The organism is Cupriavidus sp. BIC8F (genome assembly GCF_032465815.1).
GTDB classification, from domain to species: Bacteria; Pseudomonadota; Gammaproteobacteria; order Burkholderiales; family Burkholderiaceae; genus Cupriavidus; species Cupriavidus necator.
The window spans coordinates 4,037,176-4,057,851 of record NZ_CP136094.1 but is presented as its reverse complement, the minus strand read 5'-3'; the positions used below and the strand labels follow the sequence as shown (position 1 = coordinate 4,057,851).

Below are 20,676 nucleotides of genomic sequence, written 5' to 3'. Positions count from 1 at the left end.
GCGGCCGCAGTGCCGTCGGCATTTCCATTCACCAATTTGTGAGGATCAAGTCATGTACCCGAACGTGAAAGCCACCGAGCAGGTGGCACTCCTGGGCGAGATCTCGCCCTCTAGCCAGTCCGCTGGCGCGCTGACAACCGCCTGGGTGTCCGCAGCTGCCTTCCAGAAGTTCCTCGCGCTGATTCAGACTGGCGTACTGGGCGCTTCTGCCACTGTGGATGCCAAGATCCAACAGGCCACCGATTCGAGCGGCACCGGCGCCAAGGACATCACCGGCGCGGCGATCACGCAGATCGTGAAGGCCACCGGCGACAACGTCCAGGCCGAAATCAACCTCGATGCGCAGCAGCTCGACGTCGCCAACGGCTTTGCCTACGTCCAGCTGTCGATGACGGTCGGCACGGCGGCCAGCCTGACGGCCGCATCGCTGTTCGGGTTCGTGCCTCGCTTTGCGCCGGCCTCCGACGCCAATGCGGCTTCGGTCAAGCAGATCGTCGGCTAATCCATACCTGACCGGGAGAAGGGCGGCTTCGGCCGCCCGTTCCACGCATGCCACTGCAACTCATCACGCCGCCCACCGTCGAGCCGGTGCAGCTGGCCGAGGCAAAGTCTTGGGCCCGCGTCGACATTACCGACGATGACACGCTGATTGGCGCTTTGGTATCCGCAGCGCGCGACTATGCCGAGGGCGAAACCCGTAAGCAGTTGTGCGTGGCGCGTTGGAAACAGGTGCTCGATAGCTTTCCCGGGCCGTCCCTCATCGGGATTCCTTATGGACAGCCGTTCACGCTGCCTGGTCATGCGATCTATCTCGAGCGCGGCCCGGTGGTGCAGGTAGTTTCGATCCAATACCTGGACATGGCCGGCAACGTCCAGACGATGCCACCCACCGACTACACGGTGGACTATTCCGCCGACCCGGTACGCATCACGCCCGTTTTCGGCAAGATCTGGCCAATTCCGCTGCCGCAGATCGGCGCGGTATGGGTCACGTATGACGCTGGCTACGCCGCGCCCGTGACGGCCGCCGGCAACAACGTCACGGTGATTGGTTGGAAGCCCCTCGCGGTTGGCGACGTGGTTCGCCTGTCGAATGCCGGCGGCGCGCTGCCGGCGCCGCTCCAGCCGATGACCGACTACTACGTGCAGAGCATCGTCTCGCCTGGCGTCTATACGCTAGCCACGACCGCTGGCGGCGCGCCCATCGCACTGACGAACACCGGCACCGGCCAAAGCTTCCTGGGCGTAATCCCGGAGGGGATCAAGGCTTGGTTGAAGATTCGCCTGTCGACGATCTATGAGAACCGTGAAGAGGTCGCGATCATGAACCGCGGGAAGATCGAGCCGCTGCCGTATGTTGATCGGCTGCTCGATCCCTTCAAGACGTTCTGGTTCTGATATGTCCGGCATCAATAGCTTCTCGGTGCGTAGTGGCACGCTCCGCAAGCGCCTGACCTTCCAGACGCGCCAGGCAACGCAGGACGCGTCCGGGCAGCAGACCAATTCCTGGGTTTCCGCCTTTACCTGCTGGGGCGAGATCCAGCCGATTAGCGGCCGCGAACTGTTGGCCGCGCAGGCGGTGCAGTCCGAGGTGACACACACAGTGACGGTGCGCTATCGCTCGGAGCTGGCGGTACCGAAGGTCGTCGCCGCGATGCGCATTCTGTACGGCACACGCATCTTCAATATAGCGGCGAGCATGAATGAGGACGAGCGCAACCGCGTGGTGACGTTGATGGTGAGTGAGGGCATGAGCAATGGCTAATCGCAGGACAATGAGAGTCTTGACTCCGCAGGCCGGCAAAGGAAGGGAGCTGTGTGATCTGCTACGTAAGGAACTTGGTGTGCCGGAATACACCAAGTCCTTCGAGGTGCGTTTCGCTCTCGATGAGGTCATTTCAGTGAAATGCGAATACGACGCAGTCGAGCGGGACAGCGATGGCTAATCTCATCGAAAACATTGTCTTCGGGGCGCTCAAGAGTCTGGTCGACAACGGTGATGGCACATACCGCTGTTACCCGGATGTTGCTCCCGCAAATGCGGTGCGTCCGTATCTGACCTATCAATCCGTCGGCGGGCAGTCGCTCAATATCCTCGATGGCAATGAAGACCTGCAGAACGCGCGAGTGCAGGTCAATGCTTGGGCCAACGATCGGCTGACCGCGTCAACTTTGATCCAGAGCGCGATTGCCGCGCTCACATCGCCCACGATCAAGGGAATATCGATCGGCGCGCCGGTCAGCACGTTCGAGATGGATACGCGGATGTACGGCTCCCGGCAAGATTTCAGCATCTGGTATTACCCCTGACTCATGCCGCCTTGAGCGGCGCTTCCGCTTCTGCAACCGCCCGCCCTGCGCGGGCTTTTCATTTTGTGAGGTAATCGAATGCCCAATACCGCCATCTCCGCGCAGGGATCCACGCTACAGATCTCCAGCACCGCCGGTTCCGCGAAAACCATTTCTGGAATCGCGCTCGGCAACCCCACGATTCTCACCTCCGCGGCGCACGGGCTCAGCAACGGCGATGTCGTGACGCTGGCGGGCCTGACCGGCGCCGATGCAGGCCTGCTGAACGGCCAGCAAGTGGTGATCAGGAACGTTACAGCGAATACCTTCGCCGTGGATATCGATACGACGGGCAAGACCATCACTGCCGCCGGCACGGCGACGCCGCTGACCTGGGTTCCCATCAACAATATCACCCAGTTCAAGGGCTTCGATGGGCAGGCCAACGAAATCGACACCACGAACCTGTCGAGCGTGGCCAAGGAATACATGCTCGGCCTGCAGGATTTCGGCCATTTCACCTTCGACGTGAACAAGGACTTCACGGACGCTGGGCAACTGGCCTGCGATGCCGCAAAGGTGGCTAGCGCCGTCAAGTCGTTCAAGTTGACCGCCTCGAATGGCAAGACAGCCACCTTCAACGCGTTCGTGAAGAACACTCCGCTCGATGGCGCTGTCGACCAAGTGCTGAAGGTGACCGGGGTGACGCTGCGTATCACCGGTGCCGTGACCTACGCATAATCCAGGGGTAAACATGACCGTATTCTCTCGCGATACCAAGGCCGCCATTCTCGCGGCCCTGCACCTCAAGACCGAGCGCGTTGATGTCCCCGAGTGGGGTGACGGCGTAACCGTCATCGTGTCGGAAATGTCCGGCGTGGCGCGCGACGCGTTCTATGCGAAGAAGGAAGTCGGCAAGGTTTCCATCAGCGAGTCGCAGGCCGACCTACTGATCGCCACGGTGGTAGACGAGTCCGGCGCTCTGGTGTTGGACGAGTCCGACATCGCCGCGCTGCGTGCACAGAGCGGAATGGCCCTTGATAGGCTCGTTGCCGTGGCCGTGCGCATCAATGGTATGGCCCCTTCTGCCGTGGACGAAGCGGCAAAAAACTCCGACGCCGCCCGGAGCGGCGATTCTGGCTCCAGCTTTCCTGCGACTTCGGCATCCCAGTAAGGGAGCTGCAAGAGCGGGTCACAAGCGCCGAGTTCGTCGAGTACATGGCGCTGTACCAGATTGACGGGCGCGGGCCGCATTACGACGACCTCCGCGCGGGAACGATCGCTTCCACGATCGCCAACGTCCACCGAAACGAGAAGGTGCGTCGTGAACCATTCGACGCACTCGATTTCATTCCGTGGAACGACCTTCGCCGTGAGGCCGCCAAGGCCCAGGAGCCGATCCTGCTGGATGACCCTGACGCTCAAGCCGAGTTGCTCTTCTCGACCATGTTCCCGACCCGCAATGGCTAAGAACTTCACCGTTGAAAACCCGCAGGGCCTCACCGACGCTCTGCGGGCGCTCGACAACGTGGCGAGCGAGTCGGTGCTGCGCCAGGCTGCGGTGGCCGGCGCACGGGTCATCTTCGCCGAGGTGAAGATCCGCGCGCCTGTGGGCAATCAGACGTGGGAGACCGCCAAGCAGAAGCGATATCCGGGTTTCCTGCGCGATCACCTTCTGATTGCGTTCGACAAGGAGGAGTCCGTCGAGGGCAAGCTAGCGTCGTACGTCGTGACGTGGAGCAAGGATGCCTTCTACGGAAGGTTCCTTGAGTACGGGACGTCGAAAATGGCTGCGCGCCCGTTCCTTCGGCCAGCCTATGAGGCAAAGAAGCAGGCGGCGGCAGCCGCAGTAGGCGAAGTGATCCAGACAAAAGCTGGGGAACTGACTAATGGCAAATGAAACGGTTGTCCGCGTAACGGCAGATGCGAGCGGCTATGCCGCCGCGATGGAGAAGGCCAAGAGGAGTGCCCAGGATTTCCTTGCGACCCAGGATGCCGCGGCGGCGCGCACGGCTGCGGCGCAGAAGGCCATCGAAGAAGCCACCGCGAACGGTAGCCAGGCCAGCACGCGAGCGGTCAATGCGTTCATCCAGACGCTCGCCAAGCAAGCCGATACGGCCGGCAAGACCCGCGCCGAGATGCTGCAGATGAAGGCCGCTGCGCTAGGCGTCTCCGACTCCGCGCAGTCTTACATTGACAAGATCGCGCAGGCGTCGAAGCACACTGAGGAGTTCAACCTGAAGACCGCCGGCGCTCGTCGGGAACTCCTTGTGCTGGCTCACGAAGCCAGCCAGGGGAACTGGAAAAACTTCGGCGGCTCCATGCTGGTGTTGGGCGAGCGAACTGATGCGTTGAGCCACGTGTTCAGCGCCGCCGGCCTGCAGGTCGGGATGTTGGTGGCAGGGCTTGCTGCGCTGGCAATCGCCGCCATCAAAGGTGCAGAGGAAACCAAGCAGTTCAACGCCGCGCTGGTCCTGACCAGCAATTACGCCGGACTGACTGCGCAATCGCTGCACGAGATGGAGCAGCGCGTCGCCGGCACGTCGGGGGGCTCGCTCGGCAAGGCGACAGAAGTCTTGCTCGATCTGGCGCAGAGCGGCAGATACACCTCGCAAGAGATGGAGGGGTTGTCCAACGTCATCATCCGCACGGCGAAGATTTCCGGCCAGTCGCTGGAGGACGTAAGCAAGGAGTACTCCAAGCTTTCCGAAGACCCTGCAAAGTGGGCATACGAGCACAACCAGTCCATGCATTTCATGGACACTGCGACGTACCAGCACATCCAGGCATTGCAGGAGGCTGGCGAAAAGCACAAGGCGGTGCAGGCAGTGATTGACGCTGCAACAAAGCAGGTTGCTGATTCGTCCATCAAAAACCTCTCCACTGCCGCGCAGGCATGGAAAAACCTCAGCGCAGGCGTGCAGGAGTTCTGGGCGAATCTGAAGCAGGGCCTAAGTAGCGGGCCCACGCTGCAGAACCGGATCGACACCCTGATGGGGGAGCGCCGGGATATCCAGGGCAACTCCTTGGCTGCCGGACGCGTCGCTCAGATAGACCGGCAAGTGGCATTGCTGCAGGAGCAGCAGCGGCTGGAGCAGCGTACTGCTGAGTCGCAGGCACGGATTGCGCGTATCAATCAGGACGGAATCGAGGCGGCTAAGCGGGTTGAAACGGTGCGCGAACAGGTCATGACCAATGCCCAGCGCCGGGAGAAGGAACTGGCTCAACTCGCCAAGGACCGGTCGGCCATCCTTGCGGGGGGTGGCACTTTCTCGGATGCCGACTATGAGAAGCTGGTCGCAGGCATCAACGAGAAGTACAAGGACAAAGCGGGACATAAGCCGAAGGCATATCAGGACGACGCCGCGACGCGCTTCTTGCAGCAACTGCGCGACCAGGACGCCGCGATCCGGTCGCAGCTCGAATCGAGCGACAAACTCACCGCGGCGGAGAAGCAGCAGGCCGAGTTCCTGCAGAAGATTTCCGATCTCAAGGGCAAGAGCATCCTGACCGCCGAGCAGAAGAGCCTGCTCGCGGCACAGGACCAGATCAAGGCGCAGCTCGCGCAGAACGTCGCCGACGAGAAGAAGCTCCAACTCAAGCAGGAGATTCAGAAGCTCGAGGAGCGGTCTGCGCAGATCAATTCACAGATTGCCAGCTACCAGAATAGCCAGCGCGAGCAGTACGGCCGCCAGCTTGATGCGTTCGGCATGGGCTCTGAGGCGCAGAAGAACGCCGAGGCCGTGAAATCGATCTACAAAGAGTACCAGCGAATGCAGGTCGAGCTGGACAAGGCCACGCCGAAGGACCTGATCGGTGGCTCGGACTATCTCGCCGAGCAGGAGAAGATTCGCGCCGGCCTTCAGCAATCCTTGCAGGACTACACCAACTACTACGAGGCCCTGAAAGCGCGCCAGGCCGACTGGACCAACGGCGCTACCCAGGCGATTGCCAACTATTCAGACGCTGCGCGCAACATGGCGGCGCAGACCGAATCGGTGGTGTCAGGCTTTGCCAAGGGCATGGAAGATGCCCTGACCAAATTCGTGTCGACCGGAAAGATGAACTTCAAGAGTCTCTCTGATTTCATCATCGTGGAGATCAATCGGATGGCGATCAAGGCGATGGAGGCGAAGCTCTTCGAAATGGTGGGCTCCTTCATCGGCGGCTCCCTCGACATGGGCGGGGCTGGCTCATTCGGTGGGGCGGCGAGCGCTGTCAGCGGCGCGTCGTCTTCCATGGCGACGCCTCTGGCAGGCGATTACTTCGGCACAGCTGGCTCAGTCTCCATGGGCGCAGGGACAGGCGTCACGGGCATCTTCGGTGCTCGCGCGGACGGCGGCCCAGTGACGGGCGGTGGCCCATACCTCGTCGGCGAGCGCGGTCCGGAACTCTTCGTACCCAATTCTTCTGGAAATATCGTGCCAAATCATGCACTTCGCACAACGGACGGTGGCAGCGGTGGCGGGAACGGCAGCGGTGTTCAGCAGACCTTCAACATGGATATCCGCGTGCCGCCGCTGACAGGGCATCAGACGGCCGCGCAAATGGGCAGCGGTATCGCCCGGCAATTAGGCATGGCGATCCGGAGGAATGGATAGTGGCCTTCCTCGAATCCCCTCGCTTCCCCGACAAGATTGCGTTCGGCGCCGTCGTCGGGCCGGTCTATTCGACCGTCGTAACCACGGCCACCGGCGGCGCGGAGAGCCGGGTCATTACCTGGTCGCAGGCGCGCAACCGATACGACGTGGGCCGGCGGGTCATGAATCAGTCCGATACTGATGCGCTGTATGCCTTCTTTCGTTCCGTCAAAGGCCGCGGGCATGGCTTTCGTCTGAAGGATTGGACGGACTACACTGTGACCGCCGCGAACGGCGCCCTTGTCACGACGTCGGCAGCCGGCGTCTTCCAACTGGCGAAGCAATACATTGCTGGCACACTGTCGGAAGCACGCAACATCCGCAAGCCCGTCGCGGGGACCGCCGTCCTCTACCGAAACGGCACGCCGATCAGCGCCGGCGCCGGTGCCGGTCAGTACGCCCTGGACACGACGACCGGCCTTGCTACATTCGTTGCGGACTCCTCGGCCAGCATCAGCGCTATCGCGCTCGGCAGCGCGACCCAGGTCACGCTTTCGTCGGCTCTGGCTGGTGTGGCCGTCGGCGGCTTGCTATCCCTATCCGGTCTCAGTGGCGCCGATGCAGGCGTCCTGAATGGTCAATCTTTCACTGTTTCTGGAGTGGCTGGCGCCGTCTACACGCTCGCCGTGAGCACGGTAGGCAAGATCATCACCTCGAGCGGTACCGGCAGCAAGTACCCGCAGCCGTCCGACGTGCTCGCGTGGTCTGGGCAGTTTGACGTGCCCGTACGCTTCGACACCGACGACATGAAAATGCAGATCGTGGATCGCAACGGCCCTAGCGGGGATTTACTCGTCGATTGGGGCAGCATTCAACTTATCGAAATTCGGACGTAACGACATGCGAGCTATTACGCCAGCGATGGCCGCGCACCTCGCGGGGGACGCGCTTACGGTTGCGACGTGCTGGCGGGTGCAACGTGCATCAGACGGAACAATGTTCGGCTTCACCGATCACGATACGCCCCTCGTCGTCAACGGCGAAACGTACATCAGCTTTGCGGGCTATCAGGCCAGCGCAATGCAAATGTCGTCGGACTTGTCGACGAACAACATGGAAGTAAATGCGCTCTTCCGCGAGAACGGCCCGGTTAATCGCAACGACATTGAGGCGGGGCTTTGGAATTTTTCGGCGGTAACGATTTTTATCGTCAACTACGCCAATTTGACCATGGGTACGGTCGTTCTTTCTTCCGGCGTACTTGGGCAATTCACGATTCTTAACGGTCGCTACGTTGCCGAACTTCGCGGGCTCGCCCAACTGATGCAGCAGGAAATGGGGCAGCAATTTAGCCCGACGTGCCGCGCCACACTGGGCGACGCGCGCTGCAAGGTTGCCATCGGCCCCATGACCTATAGCGGCACCGTAGGCGCCGTGACGGGCCGCACTGGCATCAGCGACACGGGGCTAACCGCCGTGGGCGTTGCGACCCCTTACAACGACGCGCAAGGACGAATTATCCCAAGCGTGACGCCGTGGCAAATATCCGTCGTTGCACCAGGCGGCGGAAGTTGGCAATCGGGCCTATCGGTCGTCGGCGCGGACGGGGCTACGTGGACGCAAGTGGGGTCGCTTCCCGGCACAAGCCAGTACACGCTATCAGGCGGCGTGTACGACTTCTTTTCCGGCGACGCGGGCAAGCTCGTACATATCAATTACAGCTATGCGCAGGGCTTCTACGCCTTCGGCCTGCTGACTTTTACCAGCGGCCTGAACGCGGGCTACAGCATGGACGTACGAACCTCAAGCGTCGGCGCGCTGACGCTCGCGCTGCCGATGAGCCGCGCCATTCAACCGGGCGATACGTACACGCTTGTTCCGGGTTGCGACCGTACCCCCGGAACATGCGGCACGCGATTTAACAACATCGTGAATTTCAGGGGCGAGCCGTTCATTCCCGGCCCAGATACGATTTTCCGCTCACAGGGATCTTAAATGGTCAGCCGCGCCGAATTCGTTGCAGAGGTACGTACATGGCTTGGCACTCCATATCATCACCAAGGCCGTTTAAAGGGCGTTGGCGTCGATTGCGGCGGCCTGCTTGTCTGTGCCGGTAAAGCGCTAGGGCTAACTGATTTCGATATGCAGGGGTATGGGCGCTACCCCGATGGTTCGCTTTTGCCGCTCTGCGAGGCGCATATGCAACGAATCACGCTCGCCGACGTCGCCCCCGGCGCCGTGATTCTCTTTCAATGGCAGAGCCGCCCCAGTCATCTAGGCATCGTCACCGCAGTAGACGGCGACGAATGGTTAATGACGCACGCGTACATACAAAGCCGCAAGGTCGTAGAGCATCGCTTGGACGATGCTTGGCGCGGCGCTATTGCGGGCTTCTTCGAGTTTCACGAATTGGAACGCTAATCATGGGTCAAGTAGGGCAGCTAGCGCTAGGCATCGTTGGCGCCGTCGTTGGGTTCTACGCATCGGGCGGCAACCCGATGGGCGCGCAAGTCGGCTTTCTTGTCGGCGCTGGCGTTGGCGGGCTAGTCTTCCATGAGAACCAGAAAGGGCCGAACCCTGCCGATCTAAGGATTCAGTCCAGCACCTACGGGAACGCAATCCCAATCGTGTATGGCATGTACCGCCTTGCTGGTAATGTCCTATGGATGAGCCAGCCGACAAAGGTAGGGCACAACCAGGGAGGCAAGGGCGGCCCGTCTTCGACGACATACAGCTATAGCGTGTCCGTCGCGGTCGGGCTCTGTGAAGGGCCGATTCAGGGCGTGCGTCGAATTTGGGCTAACAACACGCTTATCTATGACGTAAGCACGGCAAGCGGCTTCGGGCAAAACATCGCTAGCGGCGTGGCCGCCCTTTCGCTTCGTATCTACCTGGGTGATGAAACGCAGCAACCAGACGCGGCCATACAGGCCGACAAGGGCGCGGCGAATACGCCTGCGTTTCGCGGGCTCGCGTATGTCGTAATTGATAACTTCGACCTGAGCAATTACGGCAATTATTTGCCTAGCTTCTCGTTTGAGGTTATGAACGGCGCTACGGGCGTCTATACGACCGTCACGGCTAGCGCCGCGCAAGGGTTGGGGCCGGGGTATGGCGGCGGCTTTAACTATCTGAGCGGAACTAGCGGAATCGGCTACACGACTCAATCCGGCTATCTTGCCGGAACCACGCGGCAAACCTTCTGGCGCCTTGATCCGTACGGCGCAACGGTCTATGACGCCGTTAGCTATACGCCGGGGGATGCCAACACAAACGGCCCATATTACGGTTTAGCCGACGTTCCGGGGTTCGTGTCACGCTATAACCCCGGCACCGGCATCATTGCCGGATGGTTCGACGCGCAGCTAGGCACGGGCTTTCAGCAGATTTACAACTTCCCGGCGTTTAACAACTTTACACAGACGCCCTACTGGCTAAAGAGCGGCGGCGACTTCTACGTAACCGATACGGAAGACTACGATTACCCGACCGCGATCTATAAGGGCTCGCTAACGAACCCAAGCATTACGACGCGCAGCACGGTTAATGGCACATGGAAGCTACTTGGCGTTACGGCCTCGTACCTATACGCCATGGATGGCGGCAACAAAACCGGCACGCCTGCTATATGCCGATTTGACCGCAATACGCTCGCGCTCGTCGCGACTCTAGGCACCATGCCAGGGGTCGCAGTCGACTATGGGTGCGTCGGATGTGTGCAGGATGACAGCACGATCTTTTACATATGCGGGGGCGTGCTCTACAAGCTCGACACGGCAAGCGGCGTAAGCACGCTCATAACGTCGTCAGTGCCTAGCCCGATTTATACCCATTCAATGCGCGTCGTGTCGCCGGGCGTTTTCATGTTCGGCACTATGAATAACTCGCAGTCTTCGCCAACGCTCGTCTTTGTCTACCAGTCATTCAGCGACGCGCAGGTAAAGGTAAGCGACATTCTCGCGGACGTTTGTACGCGCGCGGGCCTGTCGTCGTCGCAATTCGACGTTAGCGCCGTCACGCAGAAAACATACGGCTACGGCATCACGAATCATAGCGACGCGCGCAACAACATCGCGGGGCTACTGGCGGCGTACTTTATCGACGTAAGCGACACGGGCGGAAAGCTTAAGTTTGTCCCGCGCGGCGCCGCGCCTGCCGTCACGATTCCGTACGCCGATCTAGGCGTTTCGCAATCCATGACGAACGAAGAGGCGCAGAACCCCATAAAAGAGGTTATTGCGCAAGACCTAGATTTATCCGCGCAACTTACCTTGTCTTTCATCGAATGGGATAGCGACTACCAAACGAATACGCAAACCGCAATGCGTCTGGGCACGCATGCGCGCAAGTTCTCCGCAAACGATTTCCCGCTTGTGCTTACCGCGAACGAAGCGGCGGGCATCGTGCAAAGTCAGTTGCTAGCGGAGTGGCTAGGCCGTCAAACGTTCGAGTTTTCGACGAGCCTTGAATACATCGCCTACGAACCTAGCGACGTCGTTTATCTGACGCGCGACGACGGCTCTACCTATCTTGTTCGCCTTGTGTCATGCGAGTACGACGGGCAAGCGGCTATGAAGTGGTCGGCCATCGCAGAAGAGCCGACGATTTATCCGAACCCCGCGACCTATACGCCCATCGGGGGCGCCCCTGCCGGGTTCGTGCCGCAAGTCATCGGCTATTACGGGCAAACGGCGCTCGCGGTTCTCGACGTGCCGCCGCTTCGCGATACCGACACAACCCCCGGCGTCTACCTTGCAATGTGCGGCCTCGCTTCAAATTGGGGCGGCGCAAACGTGCTCTTGTCGCGTGACGGCAATTCCTATGCGCAGGCCGAAGCATGGTTCAAGGGCGCGACGATGGGGGCAACGACTTCGGCGCTTGCGAATTGGACGGGCGGCAACATCCCCGACGAGGGCAGCACGCTAATCGTGAAGCTCTATAACGGCTCGCTGTCTTCGGTTAGCTATTCCGACTTTCTCAATCAGGTGAACGCGTGCGTAGTAGGCAGCGAAGTAATCTTCTTTCGCAACGCCACGCTAACCGGAACGAACACGTACACGCTGTCGGGATTGCTTCGCGGGCGCGTCGGTACAGAGTGGGCCATGTCGTCGCATAGCACCGGGGAAGCGTTCGTATTACTCGACCCGTCTACGCTGTTTCGAGAAACCGTCAACGTTACCGACGTCGGCACGACGCTTTATCACGAAGCGCAAACAATCGCGCCGATTAAGCTTGTACCGGGTACGCCGGTTAGCGAATTCGTTAGCGAAGCGTGCATTCGCCCCCTGTCGCCGGTTTGCTTTTCGGCGTTCTCTGGCAGCGCCGCGAGCGTTAGCGATATCTCACTTTCGTGGGTTCGCAGGGCGCGCGTCAATGCGGCGTGGCTGAACGGCGCAAACGTGCCGCTTGACCAGGCGACTGAAAGTTATCGGCTAACCATCAGCACGGCGACCGGAACGCAAATTCGCGTCGTCACTGTCACCGCTGCGACAAGCTACACCTATACCGCCGCGAGCATCGCCGCCGATGGGTTTGTCGCAGGGAACACGATTAATTTCAGCGTGGCACAGAACAGCGATCAAGGCGTACTTGGGCACGCCGTAACTACTTCTATCGTGAGGTAAGCATGTCAGATCAAAGCACGCTTCTTAACCAAATCGCGGCGAACCAAAGCAACAAAGAGGTTACGGCGAATGGCCTGTTCGATGCGGCAAGCCCCGCGACAACTTGGGGGCGTCGCGACACGACGACCAGCGCGCTAACGTGGGGCTATTACGGCGGCTATTTCAACGGAAACGCCATTGCAAACGGCACGGTTACGCTCACCGCTAGCGCAACAAATTACGTCTATGCGAATGCCTCTACGGGAGCCGTTAGCGTAAGCACTAGCTCGTTCCCTGCGGGCTCTATTACGCTCTATCAAATCACGACGAACGCGACGAGCGTTACGAACTATTTAGACCGCCGACAATATGCGCCCGTAGCGCTTGTGCCTGCTGCGGGCACCAATCCGTACGATATGCCGATGTTCTTTCCCGGCACGATGACGAATAGCCAAATCCTTGCGCGAATCATCTTTACGCGCTCCGTAAACTTTCCCATCAGCCTAACCGGCTCGCAATTCAGCGCAGGGAATGCGGCCACGGGAAGCACGACCGTAACGCTTAATAAGAACGGATCAAGCATCGGCACGCTTTTATGGGCGGCGGCGGCCACAGTGCCGACCGTGACGTTTAGCAGTGCGGTAACTTTCGCGGCGGGCGATATTCTGACCATCGTCGCGCCCTCTACCGCCGACGCATCGCTTGCGAATGTAAGCCTTACCTTTAACGCGACCCGCTAAGAGGGGAAACCATGACGCTTTATTTTTCTGATGGCTTCGATAGCTACACGACTTCGGCGCAAATGGCAAACCGTTGGGTAGGCTATACCAATTTGACGCTTCAAACGGGTGGCGCTGGTCGTTTCGGCGGGAATGGGGTAGTGGTTTCTAATGCCTCTTCGTCGCTAGCTGCAATGTATGGATCGCCGTCTATTCCTCTTGGGAACAAGGTTCGCGCGGGCTTTTACTTTAAAGTGAACAATTCGGGATCAGCAAACAACTATCCAATATTTACGCTCGACTCTGGTGCAAGCACAAGCTTTGCCGCCGTTTACGTAAGCGCTCCGTCTGGGCGGGTCAGCACGAATAAATTAGGATCTTCTACCGGAACCCCGCTTGCCACGGGCACAGCGAACGTTTGCGACGGCCAATACCATTGGATTGAGGTTGAATGGCTTTTAGCAACCGGCGCCACGGGGTCTAGCACAATTTATGTAGACGGCGTTCTCGACGCGACAGTTACCGGCATTGCAACGGTTGTCTCTAGTACGTATTACCCGATTGTTGCCGCGCGTCTTAATGGCACGTTTGTCGCCTCGGCGCCTATCTTTGACGATTTTATTTTTTGGGATGACCAGGGCACGACCTTTAACACGTTCCCGCTAGGGCCGCGCCGCATCGTAAGTCTTTCGCCAGCGGGCGATAGCACGCCGTCGCAATTCACGCCTAATAGCGGAACGACGCACTATACGCAGGTTAATGGAGGCTGGTCGTCTGCCAACTACGTGCAGGACGGCGGCACCGGCAACGCCGATATGTACACGTTCGGCGCTCTGCCCTTCACGCCAACGACCATTAATGCCGTCGTGCAATTGATCCTTGCTCAGAACCCCGGCACGGCAAGCGCGAGCCTTATCCCGAAGCTCAAGACGGGCGCGACCACTTCGAACGGCGCCACGCTTACGCTAGGCTCTGGCGGCGTCAACAAGGTAAGCACGACAGTATGGGGCGTGGATGCTACGGGCGCGGCGTGGACTGCCGCTAACGTGAACGCAATGATTGCAGGCGTCGGGGATTAACCATGGCTGGCGATTACACGCGCGTTTCAAATGCGCCCATAGAAGTCATCATGGACATGACCAGCGTTGCGGCGGCAACGCGGGTAACGAGCATTGCCGCCGAGGTTGTAGGGAGTGCCGACTTCGGCGCGACGAATTCGCGACTCCGCTTTCTGTCAATCGAAGTCATCACCGACGTAGTGAGCGCGACCAGCGCAAAGCCCGTCATCATGGCATGCACGTAGCAGGGGAAAACAAGTATCAGTGTCGCGCCGCCTTCGGGCGGCTTCTTTCATTGGGAGGTTTGAATGGGTGACGCGAATTTCCAGGAACTGGTGAGCCGAGTCGACACGCTCGAGGCCGAACTGAAACGAAACAGCGAGGCCACGGCGCGCGTCGAGGTGAACACTGCCGACATTGTCCAAGCGTTCGCGGCCGCTTCGGGGGCATTCAGGGCCCTGGAGTGGATTGGAAAGATTGCGCGCCCAGTGGCCTACATGGCCGCCGCGGTGTCGGCAATCGTGGGCGCCTGGTCAGCAGTCAAGGGCGTGTGGAAGTAATTTTCTGACGGAACCGGAACGGAGTTTGCCATGTTGCTATCGATCCTATCGCTGCTCGGCGGCGGCCTGCTGCGCCTGCTTCCCGAGGTCTTCTCCTTCATGAACAAGAAGACCGACAACGAGCATGAGCTCGCCATGATGGATAAGCAGTTCGCGCTTGAGCAACTCAAGGGCGCGAACCAGCAGGCTCTCGTTGAGACGCAGCTCAATGCCGAGCAGATCGTGCATATGTTCGATGCCCAGGCTGAGGCGCTGAAGAGCCAGATGCAGGTCACCGGAGACAAGCTTGTGGACGGGCTGAATTTCCTGGTGCGCCCATTGACGACGTACTACTTCCTGCTCCTATACGGCGCAGCAAAGGTCGCAATGTTCGTGCTGGCGCTGCAGGGCGGCATCAGTGGTTGGGACGCGATCCTGAAGCTATACACCGACCAGGATGCGAACATCCTCGCCGGCATCCTGGGCTTCTGGTTTGTGGGTCGCACATTCGAGAAGAAGCAATGAAAGCCGCGCTCGAGCTGCTGGTCAGCCTGATCATGCGCTTTGAGGGCTGCCGCCTTAAGGCGTATAGGGACGTGCGTGGGATCTGGACGATCGGGTGGGGCGAGACGGCCGGCGTCAAGGAAGGGATGGTCTGGACGCAGGCCCAGGCTGACGCCGTGCTGCGCATGCGGGTGTCCCAATTCCTGCTGGGCGTCTACAAGCGGGCGCCAATGCTGTGGCTGGAGCCACCGGAGCGCGCCGCGGCGTGCGGCAGCCTGGCCTACAACATTGGGCTGGGCGCTTTCAACGCCAGCACGGTGAAGCGCAAAACGAACTCCGGCGAGTGGGAGCTGGCGGCGAACGCCTTCCTGCTATGGAACAAGTCTGGCGGCCGCGTCGTCAATGGGCTGACCCTGCGCCGGCGGCGGGAGCGGGGCTTCTACCTATCGGCAGGCGGCTAGTCGCTCACACCAAATCTGAATAGAAATGTGCTCGAAGCGCCCGGTCTAGCTGCCCAACCACTGTGATTTAATACAGCACTGGATAAATCGGCCAAACCACTGGATATTAGGGAACGCCCCAAAATTAATTAGGGAGGCTATTAGGGAAAGAAAAAAGCGGCTTAGACGTCACCGTCTAAGCCGCTGATTCCATTACATATTTCTGGTCGGAGCGATAGGATTCGAACCTACGACCCTCTGATCCCAAATCAGATGCGCTACCAGGCTGCGCTACGCTCCGAAGCCGGCGATTGTAGCTGGGCTCCGGGCTTGCGGTCAATCTAATGTGATGATGCCCGCTCTGGCGCGCTCAACCTTGCCGGCCTGCTCCCCCTTCTGGCGGGGGCGCTTTGGCTTGACTTGGGTTTGCGCGCTGGGATAATCCGCAAACCGCACCAGTCCGACCGGCGTGCTTTTGGGAACGCCCGGTTTGCCTATTTCCTTCCGGACTGACCTGATCACCACAACAAGAACGGCGCTCCCGCCCGCGGCGGGCGCCTCGGCCGGTTTGCGTCTGCCGGCTGGCGGCGCCAGGCGTCCTGAAACCGGGTATGCGGCATTGATAACAACGGTCCGACACAGGACCGGTAAAGAGCAGGTAACAGCGGCGCCATGCGGAGCACCGCTAGTCGCCTTGGACGGGAATGAAGATGTTTCAGTCGCACATAGTTGTGCTCATCGCAGGGTTGTTTGCCCTGCAGATGGCTGTGGTTTGCGTGGTGTTGCGCCGCTCGGCGGGCATGGATCGCAGCGGCCTGACGTCGTGGGCGCTGGGGAGTGTGCTGGCGGCAATGGCCGCGGCCCTGGCGGCGGTGCAGGAACTGCGCCCGCTTTGGCTGGTGCTGGAATCGAGCGACCTGGCGCTGCTGGCGGCGCTCTCGGTCATGGCCGTGGGCGCGCGGCACTTCGCGGGCCGGCCGGGCCGCGCCGCGCCGTTGCTGGCGCTGAACCTGGCGGCCGCAGCGGCGGTGGCCTGGCAGGACCTGGCGCCGCAGTATCTTGCCGTGCCGGCGCTGGTGCCGGAGATGGCACCGCTGCTGACGATGTGCCATATCGCACTGCTGCTGGACCTGGCCCGCAGCGCCATGCCGTCGGTGCCGGCCACGCGCGGCACCGGCCGGCTGGCGGCATTGTCGCTGGTATTGATCGTCATCGCCGCGGCAGCCATCAACGCATGGACCGTGGCGCTGCCGCTGGCGGCAGTCATGCAGGGCGGCGCCTGGCCGCGGCCGATGCCGTGGGACGGCGAGTTGGCCATGCTCAACATCTTTGCACTGGTGGGCGTGTCGGTCAGTTTTGCGCTGATGGCGCATGACCGGCTGCGCCGCGTGCTGGAGCGGCGCGCGCGCCATGACGACCTGACCGATGTGCTGCTGCGCGGCGCGTTCTGGGAGGAGCTGGAGGCAGCCTGCCTGCGCGCCGAACGGCAGCGCAAGCCCCTGACGGTGGCGTTTGTCGACCTCGATCACTTCAAGGCGATCAACGATGTCTACGGCCACCTGGCGGGCGACAGCGTGCTGCGGCATTTCGCCGGGCAACTGCGCAAGAGTTTCGGCCAGCTCGAGGTGGCGGGGCGCCTGGGCGGCGAGGAATTTGCCATCCTGATGCCGGATACGGCGCTGGAGCAGGGCCGGCTGGCCTGCCTGCGGCTGGCCACGGCGGTGCGCGCCACGCCATGCCCGTCCGAGCCCGACCCGATCGCCTATACCGTCAGCATCGGCCTGGCGACGCGGCAGCCGGGCGAAGGCGCCGATGCGCTGATGCGCCGCGCCGACCGCGCGCTGTACGACGCCAAGCTGAAAGGGCGCAACTGCGTGTCCCTGCATCCGGCCGGCAGCGAGGCGGGCGCCGATAGCGGCGCTGTCGATGGCCACTACATCACGCGCGGACAGCCGCGTGCCGCGTCCTGACCCGCGCCGCTTGTCACTGCGCTGCGGCGCTGCGGTAGAATGCACGCCTTCGCGTCCTTAGCTCAGTTGGATAGAGCACTCGCCTTCTAAGCGAGCGGTCAGAGGTTCGAGTCCTCTAGGACGCGCCAGCCCCCAGGGGCCATTCCATCGATCCAGGTTACTGACTCGTCCCCGCCGGGCGATTCCCGGGCACCGGGTCTGTCACGATCCTGGCACCGACGTCCTTCAGCAAGCGCTGGAAATCGGGCGACTCCAGGATGATCTTTCCCGCGGCGGCGCGCAGGCGGTCGACGGCTTCGGCCGGCAGCGAGAACGACGTCGCCAGCTCATTCAGGTAATCCAGTTCCGCCTTGTCCGTCAGTCGGGCAAACGACACATCGATGGCATAGATGGTCGCGTCCGGCGTGCGCAACGCCGCAGTGACGGCGGCATCCTTGTTCGCGGCAAAGGCGCGGGACTCCCGCAGCCGGCGCATGGCTTGCCACCGGGACTGGCTGTCCTTCAACAGTTCGGTCGCCTCATAGGAATAGTGGTCGATTGGCACGCCGGTGGCTTTCACCAGAATCTCCAGCGTACCCGGCGCAGACTCCGACTTGTCCCATGTCGTCCGGGGCGTGGACAGCGAATTGACGACAAAGACAACGATCCTGCGAATATGGACCAGGGGCGAGGGCTGGCCGGTCAGGTGCAGGGCCTCCAGGACCTCGAGGGAATCCAGCACGCTGCGCATGCCCAGGTTGTCGGAGACGCCGCCGTCCACGACATGGATATAGGGCCGGTTGATGCTGTCCCCATATTCCGCTTCTTCCTTCAGGTGCCGGGTTGCGCGAGCGGCCGGCCGGGGTGGGTCGCTGGCATCGATAAATGGCTTGATCCAGTCGGGAGGCACGTAGCCGCAATTGCCGCCGTAGTTGTTGAGCGTGATGGGCGTCAGGACCACGGGAACTGCCGACGATGCCGCGGCGGCACGGGAAAGGCGCAGCGCATTGAGGTCGGAGCAGAGTACGTCGAAGGTGGTCTGCGTGAATGGCAGGCGTGCGCCAGTCGAGATGTCCGTGGCCGAGGCAATGATGAACGGACCCTTGCCCCGATAGAGGTCGCCAAAGGTTGCCCCATGGAAAAGGATTTCGTCATACAGGTCGGCGGCCAGTTCAGAACGGCCCCATCCGCTCGACCACAACGACGGCCAATACGCCGGATTTAGCGTCCGGAACGTGATCTCGCCCTGCACGTCGCGCTTGAGGAAGCTCTGTTCGTAGTGTTCAAACAGTTTGTCGCCATACAAGGCGTAGGCGAGGGCGGTAAAGCTGCCACCTGACACCCCGGTGATGACGCCGACATGGTCGAGCAGGCGTGACCGGTTGCCCTTGGGTCCGACGACTTCAGTATTGCGCAGGAACTCAAGCACGCCATACGAGAATGCCGCCGCGCGCGTACCGCCCCCGGAGAAGGCAAGGATGACCAGGTTCTCATTGTCCGCGGCGTACTGGGGTCGCGTGACGAATCGATAGCCGGTACTCTGGTCCGCGTGGGCGATCGGCGGATTGACTGGCCGGGAGGCGCAGGCGGCAAGCAGCAGCATCGAAATGACGGCCAAGGCTGAGGTCGGCAATCTGGCCATAGGTCCTCCGCGGCGAATGCAGGACGAACCAGACCGGGCGGGTCGGCGCCCTGCAACTCCCCCAATACTAGATGGCCAATGTAGCGATAGGCGTACGTTTTGAGGTTGTCCCGGCCCCGTCACTCGTCTAGACTGGATTTCACCTGTCCAAGAGATCGGTACGTAACCTGGCTTGGCGAATGTGCGGCGATGAGGTTGCCGATCCGGTACTTTTGCGGTGATCTGCAGGGAGACCAGCGATGTTGCCCACGCCCACTTCAGAGAGAGCGCTGTCCCGCGGACTACTCGATGTGCTGATCCGTGCCGGGCTGATCGCGGTGCTGGCAATCTTCTGCTTCAAGATATTCCGCCCCTTCCTCGATCTCATTGTCTGGTCCGTGATCCTGGCGGTGACCATCTACCCGCTGCAGGTCAGGCTCAGGCGCAGGCTGGGCAACAAGGACGGCCGCGCCGCCACGCTGATCGTGCTGGCCGCCATCGCCATCATTGCGCTGCCAGCCTACCTGCTGGGTGCCGCCATGGTCGATTCGATGGAGAATGCGATCGCCATCGTCAAGAGCGAAGGCATTCATATTCCGCCACCGCATGAGTCGGTCGCCAGCTGGCCGCTGGTTGGCCAGCGCCTGTATGACCTCTGGCTGCATGCCGCCTCGGACCTGGCCAGCTTGGTGCAGACGCTGGCGCCTCAGATCAAGGAAATCAGCCTGGCCGTGCTGGCCGCAGCCGCCGGCATCGGCAAGGGGCTGCTGATCTTCGTCTTCGCGCTGATTATCGGGGGCATTTTCATGGCCTACGGCGAGGCCGGCAACCGTAGCGCCGTGCAGATTGCCTCGCGCATTTTCGGCCCGGAGCGGGGCCCGCGCATCGCCACGCTATGCACGGCGACCATCCGCGCGGTGGCGCAGGGGGTGGTCGGCATCGCCTTCATCCAGATGCTGCTGATCGGCATAGGCTTTGTGATCAAGGGCGTTCCTGCCGCGGGCGTGCTGGCCATGGCCGTGCTGCTGCTGGGCATCGCGCAGTTGCCGGCCACGCTGATCACCGTGCCAGTGATCATCTATGTCTTTGCCACGGAAGGTGCCAGCGTTGCCACTGTCGTCTTCGCCATCTATGTCTTCGTGGCGGGACTGGCCGACAACGTGCTCAAGCCACTGCTGCTCGGGCGTGGCGTCGATGTGCCGATGCCGGTGGTGTTGATCGGTGCCCTGGGCGGCATGGTGACCGGCGGCGTGATTGGCCTGTTCATCGGCCCGGTGGTGCTTGCGGTCGGGTATCAGCTGTTCTGGCAATGGGTGGAAGACCCGCCGCCGCATGCGGATCCCGGCAACCAGCAACAGACCTGAAGTGGTCCGG

22 protein-coding genes and 2 tRNA genes are annotated in these 20,676 nt (G+C 61.2%); 22 read left to right on the top strand and 2 right to left on the bottom strand.

Translation table 11 applies throughout. The features are described from left to right. The first annotated feature begins 52 nt into the window (after window positions 1-52). The 19 genes from RS901_RS18920 to RS901_RS18830 all read left to right on the top strand — a co-directional run bounded on the left by RS901_RS18920 (window position 53) and on the right by RS901_RS18830 (window position 15,753). Window positions 53-502, top strand: a complete 450-nt coding sequence (locus tag RS901_RS18920; RefSeq protein ID WP_316150440.1) for a hypothetical protein — start codon at window positions 53-55, stop codon at window positions 500-502. A 47-nt stretch (window positions 503-549) separates the two neighbouring features. After that, window positions 550-1,398 carry a head-tail connector protein gene (locus RS901_RS18915; protein ID WP_316150439.1) on the top strand — a complete coding sequence of 283 codons (849 nt, stop codon included), beginning with the start codon at window positions 550-552 and terminating at the stop codon, window positions 1,396-1,398. Between the two features lies 1 nt (window position 1,399). Then, the gene (locus RS901_RS18910; protein WP_316150437.1) at window positions 1,400-1,765 is read left to right on the top strand and encodes a phage head closure protein; all 366 of its coding nucleotides are present in this window, start codon (window positions 1,400-1,402) and stop codon (window positions 1,763-1,765) included. A 173-nt stretch (window positions 1,766-1,938) separates the two neighbouring features. After that, window positions 1,939-2,310, top strand: coding sequence for a DUF3168 domain-containing protein (locus RS901_RS18905; protein ID WP_316150435.1), 372 nt, complete (start codon window positions 1,939-1,941; stop codon window positions 2,308-2,310). A 78-nt stretch (window positions 2,311-2,388) separates the two neighbouring features. Next, a complete protein-coding gene (locus tag RS901_RS18900) occupies window positions 2,389-3,030 on the top strand; it encodes a phage tail tube protein (RefSeq protein WP_316150433.1) in 642 nt (213 codons plus the stop codon). A gap of 13 nt (window positions 3,031-3,043) precedes the next feature. Continuing rightward, a complete protein-coding gene (locus tag RS901_RS18895; protein WP_316150432.1) occupies window positions 3,044-3,463 on the top strand; it encodes a hypothetical protein in 420 nt (139 codons plus the stop codon). Continuing rightward, window positions 3,454-3,759, top strand: a complete 306-nt coding sequence (locus RS901_RS18890) for a phage tail assembly protein T (RefSeq protein ID WP_425476455.1) — start codon at window positions 3,454-3,456, stop codon at window positions 3,757-3,759. Before RS901_RS18895 ends, RS901_RS18890 begins: the two co-directional genes overlap by 10 nt. Then, a complete protein-coding gene (locus tag RS901_RS18885) occupies window positions 3,752-4,189 on the top strand; it encodes an HK97-gp10 family putative phage morphogenesis protein (RefSeq protein ID WP_316150430.1) in 438 nt (145 codons plus the stop codon). Before RS901_RS18890 ends, RS901_RS18885 begins: the two co-directional genes overlap by 8 nt. Next, on the top strand, window positions 4,179-6,890 hold the full coding sequence (locus RS901_RS18880; protein ID WP_316150428.1) for a phage tail tape measure protein: 2,712 nt from the start codon (window positions 4,179-4,181) through the stop codon (window positions 6,888-6,890). The genes RS901_RS18885 and RS901_RS18880 overlap by 11 nt, the downstream gene beginning before the upstream one ends. Beyond that, window positions 6,890-7,765 carry a DUF2460 domain-containing protein gene (locus tag RS901_RS18875; RefSeq protein WP_316150427.1) on the top strand — a complete coding sequence of 292 codons (876 nt, stop codon included), beginning with the start codon at window positions 6,890-6,892 and terminating at the stop codon, window positions 7,763-7,765. Before RS901_RS18880 ends, RS901_RS18875 begins: the two co-directional genes overlap by 1 nt. 4 nt (window positions 7,766-7,769) lie before the next feature. Then, window positions 7,770-8,864 carry a DUF2163 domain-containing protein gene (locus RS901_RS18870; RefSeq protein ID WP_316150425.1) on the top strand — a complete coding sequence of 365 codons (1,095 nt, stop codon included), beginning with the start codon at window positions 7,770-7,772 and terminating at the stop codon, window positions 8,862-8,864. Then, window positions 8,865-9,290 (top strand): NlpC/P60 family protein, encoded by a 426-nt coding sequence (locus RS901_RS18865; protein ID WP_316150423.1) that lies wholly within the window; start codon window positions 8,865-8,867, stop codon window positions 9,288-9,290. A 2-nt stretch (window positions 9,291-9,292) separates the two neighbouring features. Beyond that, window positions 9,293-12,493, top strand: a complete 3,201-nt coding sequence (locus RS901_RS18860; RefSeq protein ID WP_316150421.1) for a phage tail protein — start codon at window positions 9,293-9,295, stop codon at window positions 12,491-12,493. A gap of 2 nt (window positions 12,494-12,495) precedes the next feature. Beyond that, window positions 12,496-13,212 carry a hypothetical protein gene (locus tag RS901_RS18855; protein ID WP_316150420.1) on the top strand — a complete coding sequence of 239 codons (717 nt, stop codon included), beginning with the start codon at window positions 12,496-12,498 and terminating at the stop codon, window positions 13,210-13,212. Window positions 13,213-13,223: 11 nt separating this feature from the next. Further along, on the top strand, window positions 13,224-14,270 hold the full coding sequence (locus RS901_RS18850) for a hypothetical protein (RefSeq protein ID WP_316150418.1): 1,047 nt from the start codon (window positions 13,224-13,226) through the stop codon (window positions 14,268-14,270). A gap of 50 nt (window positions 14,271-14,320) precedes the next feature. Further along, on the top strand, window positions 14,321-14,494 hold the full coding sequence (locus RS901_RS18845) for a hypothetical protein (protein WP_316150417.1): 174 nt from the start codon (window positions 14,321-14,323) through the stop codon (window positions 14,492-14,494). Between the two features lie 63 nt (window positions 14,495-14,557). Continuing rightward, complete coding sequence (locus RS901_RS18840; protein ID WP_316150416.1) at window positions 14,558-14,809, top strand: hypothetical protein; 252 nt, start codon at window positions 14,558-14,560, stop codon at window positions 14,807-14,809. Between the two features lie 30 nt (window positions 14,810-14,839). Continuing rightward, complete coding sequence (locus RS901_RS18835; protein WP_316150414.1) at window positions 14,840-15,313, top strand: hypothetical protein; 474 nt, start codon at window positions 14,840-14,842, stop codon at window positions 15,311-15,313. Beyond that, window positions 15,310-15,753: a lysozyme gene (locus RS901_RS18830; RefSeq protein ID WP_316150412.1), complete on the top strand. Its 444-nt coding sequence runs from the start codon at window positions 15,310-15,312 to the stop codon at window positions 15,751-15,753. Before RS901_RS18835 ends, RS901_RS18830 begins: the two co-directional genes overlap by 4 nt. A 203-nt stretch (window positions 15,754-15,956) precedes the next feature. On the opposite strand, the gene RS901_RS18825 is transcribed toward RS901_RS18830, so the two are convergent. Next, window positions 15,957-16,033: transfer RNA gene (locus RS901_RS18825), tRNA-Pro, on the bottom strand. Between the two features lie 409 nt (window positions 16,034-16,442). Here RS901_RS18825 and RS901_RS18820 point away from each other — a divergent pair. Together RS901_RS18820 and RS901_RS18815 are read left to right on the top strand one after the other, a co-directional pair. Continuing rightward, window positions 16,443-17,702 (top strand): GGDEF domain-containing protein, encoded by a 1,260-nt coding sequence (locus tag RS901_RS18820; protein WP_316150411.1) that lies wholly within the window; start codon window positions 16,443-16,445, stop codon window positions 17,700-17,702. Window positions 17,703-17,753: 51 nt separating this feature from the next. Further along, a tRNA-Arg gene (locus tag RS901_RS18815) sits at window positions 17,754-17,830 on the top strand. Between the two features lie 29 nt (window positions 17,831-17,859). Here RS901_RS18815 and RS901_RS18810 read toward each other — a convergent pair. Continuing rightward, window positions 17,860-19,284 (bottom strand): patatin-like phospholipase family protein, encoded by a 1,425-nt coding sequence (locus tag RS901_RS18810; RefSeq protein ID WP_316150409.1) that lies wholly within the window; start codon window positions 19,282-19,284, stop codon window positions 17,860-17,862. Window positions 19,285-19,562: 278 nt separating this feature from the next. Between RS901_RS18810 and RS901_RS18805 the strand changes: the two genes are divergently transcribed. Then, the gene (locus RS901_RS18805; protein ID WP_316150407.1) at window positions 19,563-20,666 is read left to right on the top strand and encodes an AI-2E family transporter; all 1,104 of its coding nucleotides are present in this window, start codon (window positions 19,563-19,565) and stop codon (window positions 20,664-20,666) included. Window positions 20,667-20,676: the final 10 nt, after the last annotated feature.